The 16764-nt window shown below is 48.3% G+C and carries 14 protein-coding genes; 9 read left to right on the top strand and 5 right to left on the bottom strand.

What is annotated here, in order from left to right; translation table 11 throughout:
• The first annotated feature begins 100 nt into the window (after positions 1 to 100).
• The 8 genes from P771_RS0104630 to P771_RS0104595 all read left to right on the top strand — a co-directional run bounded on the left by P771_RS0104630 (position 101) and on the right by P771_RS0104595 (position 10929).
• A complete protein-coding gene (locus P771_RS0104630) occupies positions 101 to 544 on the top strand; it encodes a GspH/FimT family pseudopilin (RefSeq protein ID WP_028574218.1) in 444 nt (147 codons plus the stop codon).
• Positions 526 to 1524 (top strand): PilW family protein, encoded by a 999-nt coding sequence (locus P771_RS0104625; RefSeq protein WP_028574217.1) that lies wholly within the window; start codon positions 526 to 528, stop codon positions 1522 to 1524. Before P771_RS0104630 ends, P771_RS0104625 begins: the two co-directional genes overlap by 19 nt.
• The gene (locus tag P771_RS0104620) at positions 1514 to 1930 is read left to right on the top strand and encodes a type IV pilus modification PilV family protein (RefSeq protein ID WP_028574216.1); all 417 of its coding nucleotides are present in this window, start codon (positions 1514 to 1516) and stop codon (positions 1928 to 1930) included. The genes P771_RS0104625 and P771_RS0104620 overlap by 11 nt, the downstream gene beginning before the upstream one ends.
• A gap of 2 nt (positions 1931 to 1932) precedes the next feature.
• Complete coding sequence (locus P771_RS0104615; RefSeq protein ID WP_028574215.1) at positions 1933 to 2484, top strand: pilus assembly PilX family protein; 552 nt, start codon at positions 1933 to 1935, stop codon at positions 2482 to 2484.
• Between the two features lie 17 nt (positions 2485 to 2501).
• Positions 2502 to 7367 (top strand): pilus assembly protein, encoded by a 4866-nt coding sequence (locus P771_RS18200; protein WP_051617112.1) that lies wholly within the window; start codon positions 2502 to 2504, stop codon positions 7365 to 7367.
• Between the two features lie 226 nt (positions 7368 to 7593).
• On the top strand, positions 7594 to 8757 hold the full coding sequence (gene ercA / locus P771_RS0104605) for an alcohol dehydrogenase-like regulatory protein ErcA (protein WP_028574214.1): 1164 nt from the start codon (positions 7594 to 7596) through the stop codon (positions 8755 to 8757).
• Positions 8726 to 10735: a PAS domain-containing hybrid sensor histidine kinase/response regulator gene (locus tag P771_RS16470; RefSeq protein WP_051617111.1), complete on the top strand. Its 2010-nt coding sequence runs from the start codon at positions 8726 to 8728 to the stop codon at positions 10733 to 10735. Before ercA ends, P771_RS16470 begins: the two co-directional genes overlap by 32 nt.
• Positions 10732 to 10929 carry a heavy-metal-associated domain-containing protein gene (locus tag P771_RS0104595; RefSeq protein WP_028574213.1) on the top strand — a complete coding sequence of 66 codons (198 nt, stop codon included), beginning with the start codon at positions 10732 to 10734 and terminating at the stop codon, positions 10927 to 10929. Before P771_RS16470 ends, P771_RS0104595 begins: the two co-directional genes overlap by 4 nt.
• Positions 10930 to 10987: 58 nt before the next feature.
• Here the strand turns inward: P771_RS0104595 and P771_RS0104590 are convergent, their stop codons facing one another.
• Positions 10988 to 11383: a Ros/MucR family transcriptional regulator gene (locus P771_RS0104590; RefSeq protein WP_028574212.1), complete on the bottom strand. Its 396-nt coding sequence runs from the start codon at positions 11381 to 11383 to the stop codon at positions 10988 to 10990.
• A 379-nt stretch (positions 11384 to 11762) separates the two neighbouring features.
• On the opposite strand from P771_RS0104590, the gene P771_RS16465 reads away from it, so the two are divergent.
• Positions 11763 to 12254 (top strand): hypothetical protein, encoded by a 492-nt coding sequence (locus P771_RS16465; protein ID WP_051617110.1) that lies wholly within the window; start codon positions 11763 to 11765, stop codon positions 12252 to 12254.
• Positions 12255 to 12299: 45 nt separating this feature from the next.
• Here P771_RS16465 and P771_RS18195 read toward each other — a convergent pair whose 3' ends face one another.
• From P771_RS18195 to P771_RS0104565, 4 genes are all read right to left on the bottom strand, one after another.
• Complete coding sequence (locus P771_RS18195) at positions 12300 to 12818, bottom strand: tetratricopeptide repeat protein (RefSeq protein ID WP_028574211.1); 519 nt, start codon at positions 12816 to 12818, stop codon at positions 12300 to 12302.
• 78 nt (positions 12819 to 12896) lie between these two features.
• Positions 12897 to 15584, bottom strand: coding sequence for a chemotaxis protein CheA (locus P771_RS0104575; RefSeq protein WP_028574210.1), 2688 nt, complete (start codon positions 15582 to 15584; stop codon positions 12897 to 12899).
• Positions 15585 to 15627: 43 nt separating this feature from the next.
• Positions 15628 to 15996: a response regulator gene (locus tag P771_RS0104570; protein ID WP_028574209.1), complete on the bottom strand. Its 369-nt coding sequence runs from the start codon at positions 15994 to 15996 to the stop codon at positions 15628 to 15630.
• 53 nt (positions 15997 to 16049) lie between these two features.
• Positions 16050 to 16763: a chemotaxis protein CheW gene (locus tag P771_RS0104565; protein ID WP_028574208.1), complete on the bottom strand. Its 714-nt coding sequence runs from the start codon at positions 16761 to 16763 to the stop codon at positions 16050 to 16052.
• Between the last annotated feature and the right edge of the window lies 1 nt (position 16764).

The raw sequence follows: 16764 nt of genomic DNA, 5'->3' as shown, positions 1-16764 counted from the left end.
GCCGGAACCTGACTAGAAATCAAGATGATTTCTCATCAACCTTGGCGTTTAATTTGCTTATCATTTATTAAACCTCATAAAACAACCGGCCCTACAAGCTATGCTCAACAAAAAAAAATCTGCTTCCTGCCATGGACTGACCATAATCGAAGCCCTGCTGACCTTGGCCATTATTTCAATATTATCGGGTATCGCCCTGGTATATATCAATTCTGACAGCTTCCGTTTAAACTCTGAAGCCAGGAACTTAAGATCTGCACTTTCTCAGGCCCGGATGCTGGCTGTAAAAACGAATCAATCTGCTACAGTCAAAATCTGGACCGGAAAATACGAAGACAGCTCAGGAGTAGTAGTGGATCTGCAAGCCCAGGGATTAACACTGGCCTTTTCCGGTGGAGGAAGCCTGCCTGATGGAGGATACACTTTAAGGTTTTCTCCATCAGGCACTACTCCGAACAGTCATTACCATTTATCAAACCAGTCCGGAGAGACAATCAGCATCAGAATGAATTCAGTAGGCAGGATATGGCTGGAAAGAAACTAAAGCCCGCTCAGATGGGCCTGACCCTCGTTGAAATGCTTATCACCATGGTTGGCATGGTGGTGATCATTGGTGGACTGACCATGGTATTCATGTCTCAAAGCAGAATGTCTGTGTCAGAAGAAGAGCTTGTAGATCTCCAGATGAACCTCAGGGTGGCCACAGATAGGCTTTCCACTCTGCTCAGCCATGCCGGATTCGGCAGCAATGACTCCTTTCTCCAGGGGAAAAATCTCGAAGGTTTCTCCAGGCCGGTATCCGACATAGCAAACAATAACTCGGCTTCCGATGACACAAATCCCGATTCAGTTATCATAATATCTGCCTTTCCCCTGAGAGACTCAAAATCACCACCTGGTCCGGTCACCATCGAATCCATTGCAGGAAGCACTGTCAGCCTGTCAGACAAACCATCTCTTGCTATCGGCACTGCAGCATTTAGAAATCACCTGACTTTCTTTCCAAACTTTGAAGGAAATTCCTTTTTTACCATTGAAGGTTACGATGGAAACAGTGAGGTCGGTCTTGATGTTGACGTTGAAGGCATTACTGTTGAAGGAGCAAGTGTTTTTCTGGTGGTCCCGGTTGAGATCCAGCTGGTGGAATACAAACTCAGATTCAGGAATTATGCCTATACTTCGTCATTACATTGGGAAATTGCCCAAAACATCGAGGACATGCATTTTCAATATTCACTTGATGGCAAGACCTGGTGGGATCAGGTTGACCTCTCAAATCTGCATCAGATCCAGAAAATTCGCTTCTGGCTTTTGGGAAGAAGCTCAAAGCCAGTCAGAGACGCCTCCTCCCGGCAGTACGAACTGGCAGATCTTAAAGAAAACATGGGTGATCCTTCAAAGTGCGTGGAGCTGGTATCCAAGGAAGAGGGCGAGCAGTGCATTTTCTACAGAGTCGGTCCCTTTAACGATGGGCACTTGCGAATGTTGAGCCGAGGAGAGGTGGTGCTGCGCAATGCAATGTAGGCAAAGTAATTCCGGCTTCACCCTTGTTGAGGTGCTGATAGCTGTAGTCATCCTGGCAGTAGGAATACTGGCCTGGGTCAGCACACAGCAATCTGCGGTTCTTAACCGGGGGCTAAGCAGAAGCATGACCGTAGCAACTGAGCTTGCCCAGGGTAAAATCGAAGAACTGTCCATAAAGACAGATGACGTCTGTGATCCTGATGATTCCTGTTCAGGACAAACTGCTTACTCCATTGGCGGTTTTGAATATATCCTGGAATGGAATCTGTTAAGACAGTCGCTTCAAGACGAAAACGATGAGCCAGTTCCTGACAGCAGACCATTCTGGAAAATTCAAGTCGCAGCAGAATGGGATTACAAGGGACCAAAAAGCCTCCTTGCAGAAAGGATTGTACTGGAGAAATAGAAATGTACAAGACAGATTTCATACCCATCCAGGGAGATGGACAGCACGGTGCCGCTCTGGTGATGGCACTGCTGATCATGCTTGTCTTAAGCATAATTATCATTGGCTTTTCCACAGACGTTGACCTGGACCTCAAAATTTCCCGCAACCTGCAGCTTAAAAACCAGGCCTTTAATTGGGCCGAGACCGGACTTGAAGTTTCTGAAGAACTTGTTGCCTACTCCATGGACACCAGAGGAGAAGAGCCTCAAGACTTCCTTATCCACAACAGCTATCTTGGCCAGGTAACTGACGGTCCTCTCTTTTTGACCAATAAAGCTAAAATCACAATAGCATCAGGACAGGACCTGCTTGCAGAGGTGGATGTCCAATACATGGGATCTCGACCTGGAGAAGGGGGATCAATCATTATTGCGGCCGGCTATGAAGGAATAGGCAAGGGAGCAGGTTCCTCCGGCGGCCTGCACAGCTATTTTCAGCTTGGAGGCAGGGGATTTGAGAGACATAACAGCCGCCAGGATATCAATACCATGTACCGCCATGTGCTCAGGTAGTTAGAGGTGTAAAACTGATGAAAAAACAATATATTTTTGCCCTGACTTGTTGTCTGGTCTTATTTTTGACTTCGTTCATGCTTCCAGCCAGATCCGGGGCAGGAGTCTGCGGGCTGTATGCCATGGATCCACCCTTTCTTCAGGGCTCTGTCCCTCCCCTGGTCATGCTGGTCATGGGACGGGATCACAAACTTTATTATGAAGCCTACAACGATGCTTCCGACCTTAACGGCGACGGCCAGCTCGATGTCGGATACCAACCGAACAAAATCGATTATTACGGTTACTTTGATTCTTTCAAATGCTATGATTACAGTGCAGTCAACAATCGTTTTGAGCCCCGGGCTGTTACTGAAAACAAGAAATGTTCCAGCGTAAGCGGAGGCTGGAGCGGCGACTTCCTCAACTACCTGACCATGTCCCGCATGGATACCATTCGCAAGGTACTTTATGGAGGCTACAGAAAAGTTGATACCGCTAGTGATACGGTGCTGGAAAGAGTTTTTATCCCTCAGGACGCGCATTCCTGGGGCAAGGAATATTCAGCTGACGATGACTACAACATAACCGACTACACTCCGCTCAGTCAGCCCATGAGCGGAAGGCGTCACCTTTTTGCTTCAACAACCCTAGGATCTGTCAACCATCCTCCACTGTTAAGGGTACTGGAAGATGTCGGCCCATGGAGCGGTGACCATGAAATGCGAATCTGGAATTGGGTGGCCATTGAAAGACCTGTGGCTGGAAATCAGCTGTCTGGAACAAAGGATGGCATTGGAGATACGAGACGAACTATTGCAGAATTAAGACAAGAAGCAGGCAATCAGGGCTATTTACTTCATGTAGATTACCATGTCCGAGTCCAGGTCTGTCATCCCGATATGCCAGAGGCTAATTGCCGCCTTTACCCGGGTCAGGTTGGGGATGGTTCTGATGAAGTGTTCAAGCCCACCGGGCTTCTTCAGAAATACGGTGAAGGCGACGACATGTACTTTGGATTGATTACCGGATCGTATGCCAAAAACATGTCCGGGGGAGTGCTGAGAAAAAACATCTCCAGTATTACTGATGAAATAAATCCCATCACAGGTCAGTTCACAAGTGTCAAGGGCATCATCCAGACCATTAACAAACTCCGCATCTATGGATTCAGATACAGCGACCACAGTTATCAGCCAGGCTGGCCAGGTTCCTGGGTAACCAACCGCCCTATGAATGAGGGGGAGTTTCCTGACTGGGGCAATCCAGTTGCAGAAATGATGTATGAAGGACTGCGCTATTTTTCCGGAGCCAAAGAGCCAACTCCTGAATATGTTTACAGCGGGACATCTCCGGATTCGGATCTGGGCTTACCTGCCCCGGCCTGGGAGGACCCTTTTGAAAATTACCCTTATTGTGCAAAACCCATCATACTGGTCATCAGCGATATACACCCTTCCTTTGATTCCGATCAGTTGCCTGGCAGCGCCTTTGCTGCATCAGGATGGTCCGAAGGAAGGCCCCTTGGCGGCGGAAATCTCGATGTTCAAAACAGGCTTGCCTCCCTTTCATCCAGTATTACCGGACAGTATTTCATAGGCCAGAGTAATGGAGACTTCGACAGTTCCTGTACGCCTAAGGAAATTCAAGGGTTGGGAAAGGTCCGGGGACTGTGCCCGGATGAGCCAACCAAGCAGGGAGGATATTACGCAGGCGCAATTGCTCACTATGGCCGAAATATTGATTTGCAGCCAGACCTGCCTGATACTCAAAAAGTGTCCACTTTTACGGTTGCCCTGTCGTCTCCATTACCAAGAATTGAAATACCTGTTCAGGACCAGGTTGTGACCATTGTTCCATTTGGAAAATCCGTAGACGCTTCTCTGTCCAATGAACTCTCCAATATTGACCCTTCCTATGGAGCCTTTCAGCCGACCAACGCCATAGTGGACTTTTTTGTTGAGGAGATCACTCCCACTTCCGGCAGATTCAGGATCAACTTTGAAGATGTGGAGCAGGCTGCTGATCACGACATGGATGCCATAGTGATTTATGAATATCAGGTAAACCCAGACAATACCGTTAGCATAACCCTGACTTCAGAATATGCTGCAGGCAGCATTGTTCAGCATTTAGGGTACATAATATCAGGAACAACTACTGATGGAACCTATCTGGATGTATCAAATATCTACAACAATCCTCATAATACTGCTCAAACAGATGTAATATATTTTCTGGATCCGGAAAATCCACCGGATAGTTTTTTTTATGGAGATGTTACCAGCAACCGGAGATGGGAAGATCCAGGCGGTACAAGATTGCCCTTGTCAGCCACAAGGACATTCACTCCCAGCACCACACCTGCCGCAACTTTGCTCAAGGATCCCCTCTGGTACGCAGCCAAGTGGGGTGGCTACGAACATGGACGGGATTGGGATCAATCCGGTGACGGTGTCCCTGATCACTATTTTTACGTTGCCAACCCGTTACGTCTTGAACAGCAGCTCAACCGGGCCTTCAGGCTGATGCTCACCCGGCAGGCTTCCGGTTCTGCGGCTTCAGTGATTTCCACTTCCAGAAGCGGTGCTGGAGCTCTTTACCAGGCAGTGTTCTGGCCTGACCGGGTGGATGATCAGAACAACCATGTCACCTGGACCGGGGATGTCCATGCCATCCTGGTTGATGATTATGGGAGGCTCTATGAAGACACCAACTCCAACAATAAGCTGGATATTTTTGATAAAAGACTCATCTACTTCTTTGATCAGTCCGAGAAGAAAACCCGTGCTTGTGTAGATGGAGAGATTGTCAACGGCCATTGTACCGGACAATTGAGAGAGCTTGATGAAATAAAGTATCTCTGGTCAGCTGCGGAATGGTTGAATAATATTTCTGACTCCTTTATTCCCACCAACCGCTCATTTTATAATTCAGACTCTGATTTCAGATATATCTTCACCTGGAATGACAAGGCAGGTGACGGGGCTGTTCATGATGATGAAGTTGTGCCTTTCATTACAGGCAATGCCCCGGATATCCCTTTTGTTGATGCAGAGATCATTGACTGGATCAGGGGGCTGGATCAAGAAGGAATGCGCAGCAGACAAATACGGGTGGACACCAGTAAAGACGGAAACCTGGACACTACTGTGACTTGGCGCTTGGGGGACGTGGTCCATTCATCACCCATGGTGGTAGGTCCACCATCTGAAAACTATGATCTTTTCTGGGGTGACATAACTTACAGTCAATTTTACAAACAATACAGAAACCGCAGACTCATGGTCTATTTCGGGGCCAATGACGGCATGCTCCATGCTGTCAATGCAGGATTTTACAACCACCTGAACAAGTCGTTCTGCAGAACTCCATCTTGCGTGGAATCCGGCCCCAAACTCGGGGCTGAAATGTGGGCATATGTTCCATATAACATCCTCCCCCATCTGGAATGTTTGACCAGTCCCAATTATGCCCACCAGTACTATGTTGATCTTCAGCCAAGAATATTTGACGCTAAGATCTTTGAGCCTTCAAGCACCCATCCAGGAGGATGGGGAACCATTCTTGTCGGTGGAATGCGCCTGGGCGGAGGTTATATGCAGGATTCAGGCACTGGCCGTGAATTCAGTTCATCATATTTCATCCTGGATATCACTGACCCGGAACAGCCACCTACACTTTTAGGCGAAACAACCATTGACACTGGTCACCATGCCTGCGCAGGAAACAGCAGTTGCGTTAATTTCGGCTACACTGTCTCCACTCCAACCCTTGTTCCTATTCGGGACAATAACACTATGGAGGTGGCCTGGTATCTGGTAGTCGGGACTGGCCCGGACAGTGATGAAATCATCATCCAGAGCTCTCAAAAAGGTAAGGTTGTGGTCATACCCGCAAAAAATTATCTGACAACCTCTCCCAGAAAGGCTTTGCGCATCCCCAATAAGGCCCCTTCAGCTGACCAGGCCGGCGTAAAAGAGCTTCCCAGCAACCAGTCATTTATCTCTTCAGGATTCGTAAGCGTTGACTATGACTTTGATTTTTTCTCAGACATTCTCTACTTTGGCACCACAGAAAGACAGGGAAACCGGCTGGGTGGAGGCATGCAGAGGCTGAAGGTTGAAAATGATGTGGACCCAAAAAACTGGGAATTCAAATCCATGTTTGATGCCAGAGAACCGGTCAGTGGTGCCCCCAATATTGGCTGGCACGGAAATGACGTGTGGGTTTATTTCGGATCTGGAAAATTCTGGACAGTTAGTGACAAACTAAATGATGATGTTCAAACAATCTACGGACTTAACGAACCCAAACAGACAAATTCCAATGCCTACAATTTCAGTCAGGTAGCAAAGTCCGGCTTAGTGGACGTTACTGACATCCTCATTGATGAGTCCAGCTACGCCCTTCTTTGTGCTGGCGGTGGAACCGGATGCATACCGAATAACCCGCACTTTGAAGTCAATAACTTTTTCGACCTAAGACGGCATATCACCCAATACAAGGATGGTTGGTACAGAGATCTCTCTCCAGGTGAAAGGGTGCTTGGACAGCCTACTCTTCTGGGCGGACTGCTTAACTTTACCACATACAGTCCGGGTGGAGTTGATGATGTTTGCGACAGTGAAGGAGAAAGCATGCTTTATAGCCTCTACTATCTTACAGGAACCTCTTGGATCAGAAACGTATTTGGCCAGCAAAACCCCGATGGATATGTTGTATTCACAAGATCATTGGGTCCAGGAATGACTATCACCCCGAGCCTGCATCTAGGCAAACAAGAAGGAGCTAAGGTGTTTGTTCAGACCAGCACCGGAGAAATAATTGAAATCGACCAGCCCGAACTGCCCATTAAAAACATTCGAAGTGGTCGCAGTTCGTGGCACATGCAGGAAAACTAGTTTCCATTTTATCAGGTTTTCTCGGCCTTTTTGATCCGCTTGCCCAGCCCGGGCTGCAGCCTGGGCTAACCATGCCCCATTTCTGATTTGGAAGACGTTGTGGAATTTCCCAGGTAGTCATATCAGCCTGTCTAAACAGTTTTTCCCCTTGATATGCCCTTTAAATTATGGTTTTCTAAAACCAATAATCCAAAACCGGCCTATGCTTATCAACCAGGGAGGGACCATGGCTGAGGACTTGATGAACCTGCGAAAGTTTGTTGCTCCTGAATTCATCTACGGTCCCGGGGCCAGGTCATTGGCCGGAAACTTCATTGCCAGGCTGGGCGTGAACAAAGTCATGGTGGTATCTGACCCGGGAGTGCAGAAAGCAGGATGGGTGGATGGCATCCTGGCCAGTCTAAGTAAAGCGCAGGTAAGCTACATCTATTTTGATGAAGTATCTCCCAATCCCAGAGATTACCAGGTCATGCTTGGAGCTGAAATTTACCGCCGGGAACACTGTGAGGCCATAGTTGCCGTGGGCGGAGGAAGCCCCATGGATCTGGCCAAGGGCGTAGGCATTGTTGTTTCCAACAACCGGCATGTCCTGGACTTTGAGGGCATCGATCAGGTGGAAATCCCTTCTCCTCCTCTGGTCTGTATTCCCACCACTGCAGGCAGCTCTGCTGATGTATCGCAATTCGCCATCATCAATGACTCCAAAAGAAAGATCAAGATAGCCATTGTCAGCAAGGCTGTTGTTCCTGATATGGCCCTCATCGATCCGGAGACAACCTTAAGTATGGACCCTGAGCTGACTGCAGCCACTGCCATGGACGCCCTGACGCATGCTGTCGAGGCCTATGTCTCCAGGGCCGCCTTTTCCATTACCGACACCCATGCCCTGCAGGCCATCAGCCTGGTCAGGAAGAATATCCTGAAATCGGTCAAAGCCCCTGGAAATCCTGAATACAGGGACAAACTCATGCTGGGAAGCCTGCATGCCGGACTGGCTTTTTCCAATGCCATTCTTGGAGCTGTCCATGCCCTGGCTCACAGCTTGGGCGGGCTTATGGACTTTCCCCATGGAATGTGCAATGCTTTATTATTATCACATGTGGTCAGGTTCAATTTTGACAGCTCGGCTGACCGGTACGTTGACATCGCCAGGGCCATGGGCATTCAAACCTCTGGCCTGAAAAAGGAGCACATCCGGGACAGCCTTTGTGATGAGATCGTGGATCTCCACTTCCAGGCCGGGCTGACCAGACCCCTTGGTGAGATGGGACTGAAAAAAGAATTCATTCCAGAACTGGCCAGAAATGCGCTGAATGACCCCTGCATGCTGACAAATCCCAAAACCATGAGCGAGTCAGATGTCCAGAAAATCCTCCTCAGCTCCATCTGATCCTGAAAGACATGGCAGCCCCTTGGAAAAGCTTATCGGGCTTGGTCCCAAGTCCATGCAGAAAAGCTACTATCCTGAACTGAAAGCAAAGCTGGACGAACTGACCAGGTTCAGAACCCTCCTGGACAACATCAACGACCTGATAATTCTTATTGACGTGCCCACCGGCCTGATCATCGATGTCAACAAGGCCACTGCATCTCTGCTTGACTTTGAGTCAGCACAAATATTGGGAGAACCCCTGTCCAGATTCATGGATCACCATGAAGCCGAAAAAATATCCAACTTTTTCAAACAGAAAAAGATCTGTTCCCAACTGATCCGTACCCACCTCATCACCAGAAAGCATAAAACCATTCCTGTGGAGATCAATTGCAAGATCGTCCGGATCAAGCCCAATGGATATGGAGTCTTGATCGCCAGAAACATAACCGATCAGGAAAAGGCCAGGCAAGAAATCGAGTTGCAGCGAACCCTTTTCAGGCAGCTTTTTGACAACTCCCCTAAAGCCATAGCTCTTTGCGATGAACATTTCTCTGCTGTGGACATCAACAAAAGTTTCACCCATCTTTTCGGTTACACCATCAGTGATCTGGCTGGACAGGACCTTGATGACTTTATTTTACCTCCTGATCTCAACTATGAAAAACAGTTAATCAGCGATTCTGTTTCAAGGGGAGAAACCATCAGTCTTGAGACCAGAAGACATACCAGTACGGGCCAAATTCTAGACGTTGAGATAATCTGCTTTCCGGTTTCTTTTGGAGGACAGTTCCAGGGACTTTTCACCACTTTTTCGGATCAGACCGAAAAAATCAGGGCAGAGCAGGACATGGCAAGGCAGCAAAAACTGGAGTCCATATCTCTTTTAGCCGGGGGGATAGCCCATGACTTCAACAACATCCTCTCGGCAATTCTAGGCAATATCTCCTTGAGCAGAATCCAGATCGCCAAGAATGACTCCGTCCAGGAAAGCCTGCAACGCATTGAAAATGCCTCCATCAGGGCCAAAGACCTAACTCAGCAGCTTCTGACCTTTGCCAAGGGTGGCGAACCCATCAAAAAAACCCTGAATCTTGGTCAGCTGCTCAAGGAAACAGTTAATTTCGCCCTGAGCGGATCAGCCTCCAAGGTGTCATTCTCCATTGCCCCTGGCCTGAACCCGATTTTTGCGGACCAGGGACAGATATCCCAAGTCATCCAGAACCTGGCCATGAACGCAGACCAGGCCATGCCTGATGGAGGAGTATTCAAGGTTGATGCAAAAAACATCCATCTCGGACCGGGCAACCCCTTTTCCCTGCCCCCGGGGAACTACGTCCGACTGAGGTTCAAGGACAATGGCATAGGCATCAGAAAACAGGACCTGACCAAAATATTTGATCCTTATTTTACCACTAAACAAAAAGGACACGGCCTGGGACTGGCTGTTGTTTATTCCATCATCAAAAAACATGGCGGCTATATTCAGGTTGACTCAGCCATAGGAGAAGGTTCCGAATTCACCATCATCCTCCAGGCTTCAACTGAAAAGCCTTGCACAAACAAGGTGGAACTCGGTCAGGCCAGGGCAGGAGCCCGGGTCCTGCTCATGGATGACGAGACTGACATCCTGGAAGTAACCTCTGAATACCTGGCCAGCATGGGATACTCCGTGACCAGTGTGCAGAACGGCCAGGAAGCCATTGATGCCCACCTCGAATCAGTGAAAAAAAATCATCCCTTTGACGTTATAGTGGCCGACCTGACCATACCCGGAGGCATGGGCGGCAAACAGACCGTGCAAAAACTGAAACAGATCGATCCCAGGCTCAGAGCTATTGTCTCCAGTGGCTATGCCAATGATCCGGTCATGTCAGATTATAAGGCACATGGTTTTTCAGCAGGGATAGTCAAACCTTACCGGATCGAGGAACTGGATCAGCTGATTCAGAAGTGCCTAAGCCAGAAACCAGATAAAGATGAGGAGGTAGAATGATCAAGGTTAATATCCACGGCATGTCCTGCCAGCATTGTGTCCGGGCCGTAACAGAGGCCCTGTCCCGACTGGATGGGGTTTCCAACGTACAGGTGAGCCTGGAAGAAAAACAAGCCTCATTTGAGGCCCCTCAGGGTTTTGATATGGAAAAGGTGAAAAAGGCCGTTGAAAAGGAAGGATTCAAGGTAGTCTAAAAGCTAAAAAATAAATCAAGGCCCGGCCTCAGCAACAGGTCCGGGCCTGATTTTTGTGCTATTTTTTGGGCGATCTCTTTTCCCACAGGCGCATGTCCTGCATTTTTTTACGCCTTTCCCTGGCCAGACCTTTAGCCACCAGAGAAGTGTTCTTTTTAAAACCCCATTTTTCCTTGTATTCCTCAGGAGTGAGTCCATGGGAGGCCAGATGTCTTTTGGTCAACACCTTGAATGACTTACTGCATTCAAGACATACCACTGTTTTTTCCCGGATGGATTTCCTGGGATCCACTGCAGGGACATCCTGATCCTGACCAGGAGCAGTTCCTTCCATGGCCGATTTGATCCCCTGGCTCAGGGTCATGATCATGGAATTGATCTCTTCCTCTGTCATATTGCGAACACTAGCCTGAGCCTTAACTATCTCCAAAGCCTGCTTCAAGTAATCGTCCATACTTTCCTCCAGTTGACAATTTGGCGATTGCAGTTCTTAAGTGTCAGCAGTGACAAAGTACCTGCAATCACTCAATACAATTTCATCAGCCTGCGAATCATAAAAGACCATTTAAAATATAAATTAAACCAAGAAACGCAGAGGCCTGATCTAAAAACAACCTTTCTAACTGCTTAACAACAGTTTTCAATTCAATTCATTTTGCATTACGCGAAATCATGAATGTAATCAATTCAATCCTGCATATTCAAATTATAATTTATAGTTAAGCAAAACAACCATGAATGTCAATTCCAGCTGAAAAGATTTGAGGTTGCAATCCTAACCGAATCAACCTATGAAATAAACCTTTATATTAAATCCAAATCTGGAGTGAAAGATGCAGGAAAAGACTCTTGAGGCCCTGAAGGACATTGCTGAAGTTTTCAAGTTTGATCTTTGGCTCAGGTTCTATTTTGTTGAAGAAAAGGACGACAAGCTACAGATCAATCTTGATGATCAGGTGATCAGCAAGTTTGAGCAGGAATATGGCCACCTGTCCAGGCTGGCTGCAGAGATAAACAAAACCGAACTCAACCCCCTGACTTGTCAAAAGGCCATCGTCGAACACATTCTGGATGAGTTTGACGGAAAAAAATATGAAATCGGATTTATCCCCAAGCTTCTGGACATGGCCGTGTTCAAGGCGGAAATCCAGCTATTCAACACCTGGGCTCATCTGCATGAGGATCAATTGGAAAAAAATGTTCTGGACTTTGAAAAGTGGAAGGAACTCTATGACGAATGGAAAAAAACGGAAAACGCCCAGAAAATAGCTTTGTCTTTCAGCACCAGCGAGATGCAGCAGCCAGGATCTGACAAGACCAATTAGACCGGGAGGACATCCTGAAGCTGACCAACTCCAGGCCAGTCCCCATTAGCCCTGCTTCTGTCTGGCTATGGCCTGTTCCACTGAATCGACCAGTTCGACCGGGTCCAGCTCATCCCCCTTCTCGTGCAGAGCAAGAATCAGGTTGATCTCCCTCTGAATGTGCGGCTGTTTGATATTAAAATAGGATTTCCAGATCTGCACTGCCTGGTGGACATCCCTGTCCATGGCATGGCTCAGTCCGGTATAGAGAACTGCAAAGTGATCCCTAGGCCTCAACTGCATCAGTCTTTCCCAGACTTCTCTGGCCTCCCGGGTCTCTTTAAGCTTTAATTTGCAGTAGCCCAGCTTACGCAGGGCCTCTTCATGGGCTGGTTCTTTTTTCAGGCAGGCTGCGAAGCTCTCTGCTGCTTCTGCATATCTTTTTTCCCGTAAAAGCCTGTCCGCCTCAAACACCTCCGGATCAATTCCAGAAGCCTGATCTTCCATTGCCTGCCCCCGGACCCGGCTCATAAACCCCATAAACAGGTCCCGGCGGGAAATTATTTTTGATCTTCTTTGTTCCATTAAAAACTTGTCTGCACCAGCAAAAAAATTGTGGTCTCAGCACCCTGCCAAACCGGACATCCAATATCCGTAGACCTGCTATATCTTGCTGGTAGCCATTTTGTAAACCTCATGGGGGTCCAGGATGAGGACCACGCTGCCGTCTCCCATGATGGTGGCTCCGGAAATGCCCGGCTGGTCACCCATATATTCGCCAAGGGATTTGATAACCACTTCCTGTCTTTCCAGCAAGGTATCCACCACCAGTCCAAGCCTTCGGTCTCCCACAGTGATTATGACAACAGGAAGGACTTCCCGGCCTGCACCGGTTGAAGGTAAGTCCAGCAAAGCATCAAGATCAGCCAGTCCCAGTACTTCTCCCCGCAAAGTCACTGCCTTGCGGTTGTTGATTTCGCTTAACCTGGCCGCTTCGATCTTGGTTGTTTCAGAAACAGCATCCAGGGGAATGGCATAAGTCTGCCCGCCGGACCGGACCATAAGGGCGTCAATAATGGCCAGGGTCAAGGGCAGGGTAATGAAGAACCTTGTGCCCTTGCCAAGGTTTGAATTGACCACGACATTTCCCTTGAGATTCTTGATATTGTTCTTGACAACATCCATGCCCACCCCGCGGCCGGAAATGTCTGTGACTTTTTCTGCCGTGGAAAAGCCAGGGGCAAAGATCAGGTCAATAGCTTCCTGATCCTCCATGTTCTGGGCCTCTTCCTGGGTGATGATCCCCTTTTCTACGGCTTTATTCTTCATTTTTTCCGGGTTGATTCCCCGGCCGTCGTCTTCCACCTCGATAACCACGGAATTCCCTCTATGGGCTGCCCTGAGCCAGACTGTACCTGTAGGTTCTTTGCCTGCGTCCATGCGTTCTTTTTCTGGCTCCAGACCGTGATCTACGGAATTCCTGATCAAATGGACCAGAGGATCTCCAATGAGTTCAACAACACTTTTATCCAGTTCAGTCTCCTCACCCTCGGTAATCAACTGAACCTTTTTATTGCTCTTTCTGCTCAAATCCCGGACCAGCCTGGGAAACTTGGTAAAAACAGACTTAACAGGTACCATGCGCACATTCATGATGGTGACCTGCAGGTCGTCGGAAATTCGGGCCATGGAATTAGTGGTCTCAGTCAGCTGTTGTGCTATCTCAACAACATCATGGCCTTCTTCCAGGGACTTGGAAAGCATGGCAAACCTGTTGCGGTTGATGATCAGCTCACCAATAAGATTCATAAGATCATCAAGTTTGGAGTGATCCACTCTGATTGTTGAGGCGATCGCAGGCTTTGACTTGTCCTTGGCATCGGACTGATCCATGATCATCTGAGATTCTTGGTCCTGGCCTGTCTGAGCATCTTGGGAGCCGTCCAGGGCAGGCTCATCTCTTGGTGGATCGCAATCTTCTGTTCCCTGCTCCTGGGCCTGGGGCCCGGCCTCCTGGACCTGGGCATCCACGGATTTTTCCTGTGGATGATAGATACTTTGGAGCTTGGACTTGACCATGGATTCCAGTATCCCGACTTCCTGCTTCAGGATGTCAGCCATGAGAGCAAAGTCCAGGTCGGATTTCCGACCCTGATCCACCAGATCGGCTGTACGCTGGGCATAGGTTTTCAACTCATCAAAGCCCATATACCCTGTGGAGTTCTGGACTGTAACCAGGGATCTGTACAATCCGTCCACAAGTTCTTTGTCAAAATCTCCAGCAGTTATTTTTTCCAGGGCATATTTGATATTCTCGAATTGCTGGGCCACTGCCTGCTCAAAGATCTGCAGATCTTCGGGATCAATATCCAGTTCCTGTTCACCACTCAGAACAGGAGCATCCTTTTGGCCTGTTTCCGGATCATTCAGGACCACGGGCTGAGCCGATGAATCCTGAGCCTCGCCTCCTGACCCGCCGCCGGAATCCAGAACGCTGCGGACCTGACTGAGAATTTCAGAAATATCAATGGATCTGACCTCGGCCTTTTCCCTGTCCACATTATTCAGGGCTGATTCAACAGTATCTGTTACAGCCAGGAGCATGTCCACGAGTTGGTTGTGGATCTCCACCTCCCCGTTTCTGACTCTGTTGAGCAGAGTTTCAACTTCATGGGTCAGTTCGTTGATCTCCTTAAAACCGATTATGGCACTGTTGCCTTTGATGTTATGGAAATGCCTGAACAGATCATTTATTGATTCCTGACTGCCCTTGGGGTCTTTTTCCAGGGAAAGCAGAATGGAGCCGACTTCAGCCAGAATCTCCCTGACTTCTTCCAGAAAATCACTCAAATGGTCCTGACTGACCATGGTCAGGGCATAAACTCCACCCGGAGGGACTGAAGAAGGCTTGCCTGACTGACCGCTCCCGGTCTTGGATGGAGATGTTGCCTCCTCGCCTTTTTCCAGAAAATCATCAATATGCTTTATGATATGCTGAGTATCAACGTTCCCTTCATTTCCCAGGGCCTCCAGATTCTCCACCATCTCCCTGAGGGCGTCAGTAGCCTCAAGGATCAGGTCCATAATCCCTGCGGTGACCTTGATCCTTCCCTTGCGAAGCTCGTCCAGGATATTCTCACCCTTATGGGCCAGGGAATTCATTTCCAGGAGACCCAGGAAACCAGAGGCCCCCTTCAAAGAGTGCATGGGCCTAAAAATATCGTCAAGCAGAGACAGGTTATCAGGATTCTTTTCCAGTTCCAGAAGCTTGGGCTCAATGGTTTCAAGATGCTCCCTGGCTTCTATGACAAAATCTGAGTATACTTCAGGGTCGAAAAAATCTTGACTCATGTTAGTCCTGATAATTGAAAGTTATTTGGAGGAAATCTGATGATCATCCCAAAAGCATTTTAACATTTTTAACCAGCATGTCGGGCTGGGCCGGTTTGACCATGTAAAGATTGGCACCCAATCCCAGGCCTTGCTGAATATCTTTTTCCTGTCCTTCAGTGGAAAGAATGATTATTGGTGTATCTCTGAAGGCTTCCTGTTCTCTGAGATTCTTGACAAAAGTAAACCCATCCATCCTTGGCATGTTAACATCAGAAATAATCAGATCAATTCCAGGCGTGGAATAAAGTTTTTCCAGGGCGTCCAGGCCGTCCTCGGCCGTGGTTACCTGGAACCCTTCTTTTTTAACAATGAAGGCGATCAGATTGACCACTGTCTTGGAATCATCCACGACCATTATATGCTTGGGCATAGCTCCTCCCAACTAAATGTCTTAAATCGGCAGCCGTCTTTTGCTGTTCAAAACTACTCTGACAGGAGATGATCAACGATCCTGTCAATGGACAGAATTGAAATAATCTTTTCCCGGTTTTTAATCAATGCTGATACGTAGCTGGAGCTCATCCCAAGGACTGACTCGACATTCCATTCAATATCCTTACCCGGCATCCTGTACATGGTGGCGATGCTCTCAACCAAAAGGCCGACCTGGAAGCCTTCCTGATGGCAGACCACAATAAATTTGCTTTGAGGATGATGCTCCCTGCTCGGATTGAGAAGATAAGCCAGCCTGACTATGGGCGTCACCTTCTGCCGAAGATTGACAACACCTTCAAGATAACTGGGCGCGGCAGGCAGCCTGGTGGGCTGGATAAACTTGATGACTTCCTTTACCGTTTCGATGGGCAATGCGTATTCCTGTTCATCCAGGAAAAAACTGACCAGCTGAACTTCGTCCAGCCCCCTGAGTCTGGCCAGATCGCTCCTGTCAGTACCGGTCTTTGCCTTAGGGACAGCCTGTCTTTCTTTGAAGCCGGATTCCCGGGATAAAACCGGGGCCTGTGGAACCTGCAATGACTCGGAATCGTCGGCTTGGGCCAGCGATGCCCTAGTCTGCTCAGACTCTCCCCCAAGGTATTTCTGAATGAATAACTTCTCTTTGGGGGATGGCTCACTTTCAACTGGGGAAGCTTCCAGGTCAAATTCCTGTTCTTCAAAGTACTGTTCCGGTGTCTTCATT

Origin of the sequence: Desulfonatronovibrio hydrogenovorans DSM 9292 (genome assembly GCF_000686525.1) — a bacterium.
GTDB lineage: Bacteria > Desulfobacterota > Desulfovibrionia > Desulfovibrionales > Desulfonatronovibrionaceae > Desulfonatronovibrio > Desulfonatronovibrio hydrogenovorans.
This window is presented reverse-complemented; position numbering and strand designations above follow the sequence as displayed.

What these genes read in the sequence shown, in the direction of transcription:
- P771_RS0104620 (WP_028574216.1), top strand. Translation starts at nt 1,514, where the DNA reads ATGCAATGTAGGCAAAGTAATTCCGGCTTCACCCTTGTTGAGGTGCTG.
- P771_RS18200 (WP_051617112.1), top strand. Translation starts at nt 2,502, where the DNA reads ATGAAAAAACAATATATTTTTGCCCTGACTTGTTGTCTGGTCTTATTT.
- P771_RS0104565 (WP_028574208.1), bottom strand. Translation starts at nt 16,763, where the DNA reads ATGAAGACACCGGAACAGTACTTTGAAGAACAGGAATTTGACCTGGAA.
- P771_RS16470 (WP_051617111.1), top strand. Translation starts at nt 8,726, where the DNA reads ATGTCCAGAAAATCCTCCTCAGCTCCATCTGATCCTGAAAGACATGGC.
- P771_RS0104615 (WP_028574215.1), top strand. Translation starts at nt 1,933, where the DNA reads ATGTACAAGACAGATTTCATACCCATCCAGGGAGATGGACAGCACGGT.
- ercA (WP_028574214.1), top strand. Translation starts at nt 7,594, where the DNA reads ATGGCTGAGGACTTGATGAACCTGCGAAAGTTTGTTGCTCCTGAATTC.
- P771_RS18195 (WP_028574211.1), bottom strand. Translation starts at nt 12,818, where the DNA reads ATGGAACAAAGAAGATCAAAAATAATTTCCCGCCGGGACCTGTTTATG.
- P771_RS0104570 (WP_028574209.1), bottom strand. Translation starts at nt 15,996, where the DNA reads ATGCCCAAGCATATAATGGTCGTGGATGATTCCAAGACAGTGGTCAAT.
- P771_RS0104595 (WP_028574213.1), top strand. Translation starts at nt 10,732, where the DNA reads ATGATCAAGGTTAATATCCACGGCATGTCCTGCCAGCATTGTGTCCGG.
- P771_RS0104575 (WP_028574210.1), bottom strand. Translation starts at nt 15,584, where the DNA reads ATGAGTCAAGATTTTTTCGACCCTGAAGTATACTCAGATTTTGTCATA.
- P771_RS0104590 (WP_028574212.1), bottom strand. Translation starts at nt 11,383, where the DNA reads ATGGACGATTACTTGAAGCAGGCTTTGGAGATAGTTAAGGCTCAGGCT.
- P771_RS0104630 (WP_028574218.1), top strand. Translation starts at nt 101, where the DNA reads ATGCTCAACAAAAAAAAATCTGCTTCCTGCCATGGACTGACCATAATC.
- P771_RS16465 (WP_051617110.1), top strand. Translation starts at nt 11,763, where the DNA reads ATGCAGGAAAAGACTCTTGAGGCCCTGAAGGACATTGCTGAAGTTTTC.
- P771_RS0104625 (WP_028574217.1), top strand. Translation starts at nt 526, where the DNA reads ATGGCTGGAAAGAAACTAAAGCCCGCTCAGATGGGCCTGACCCTCGTT.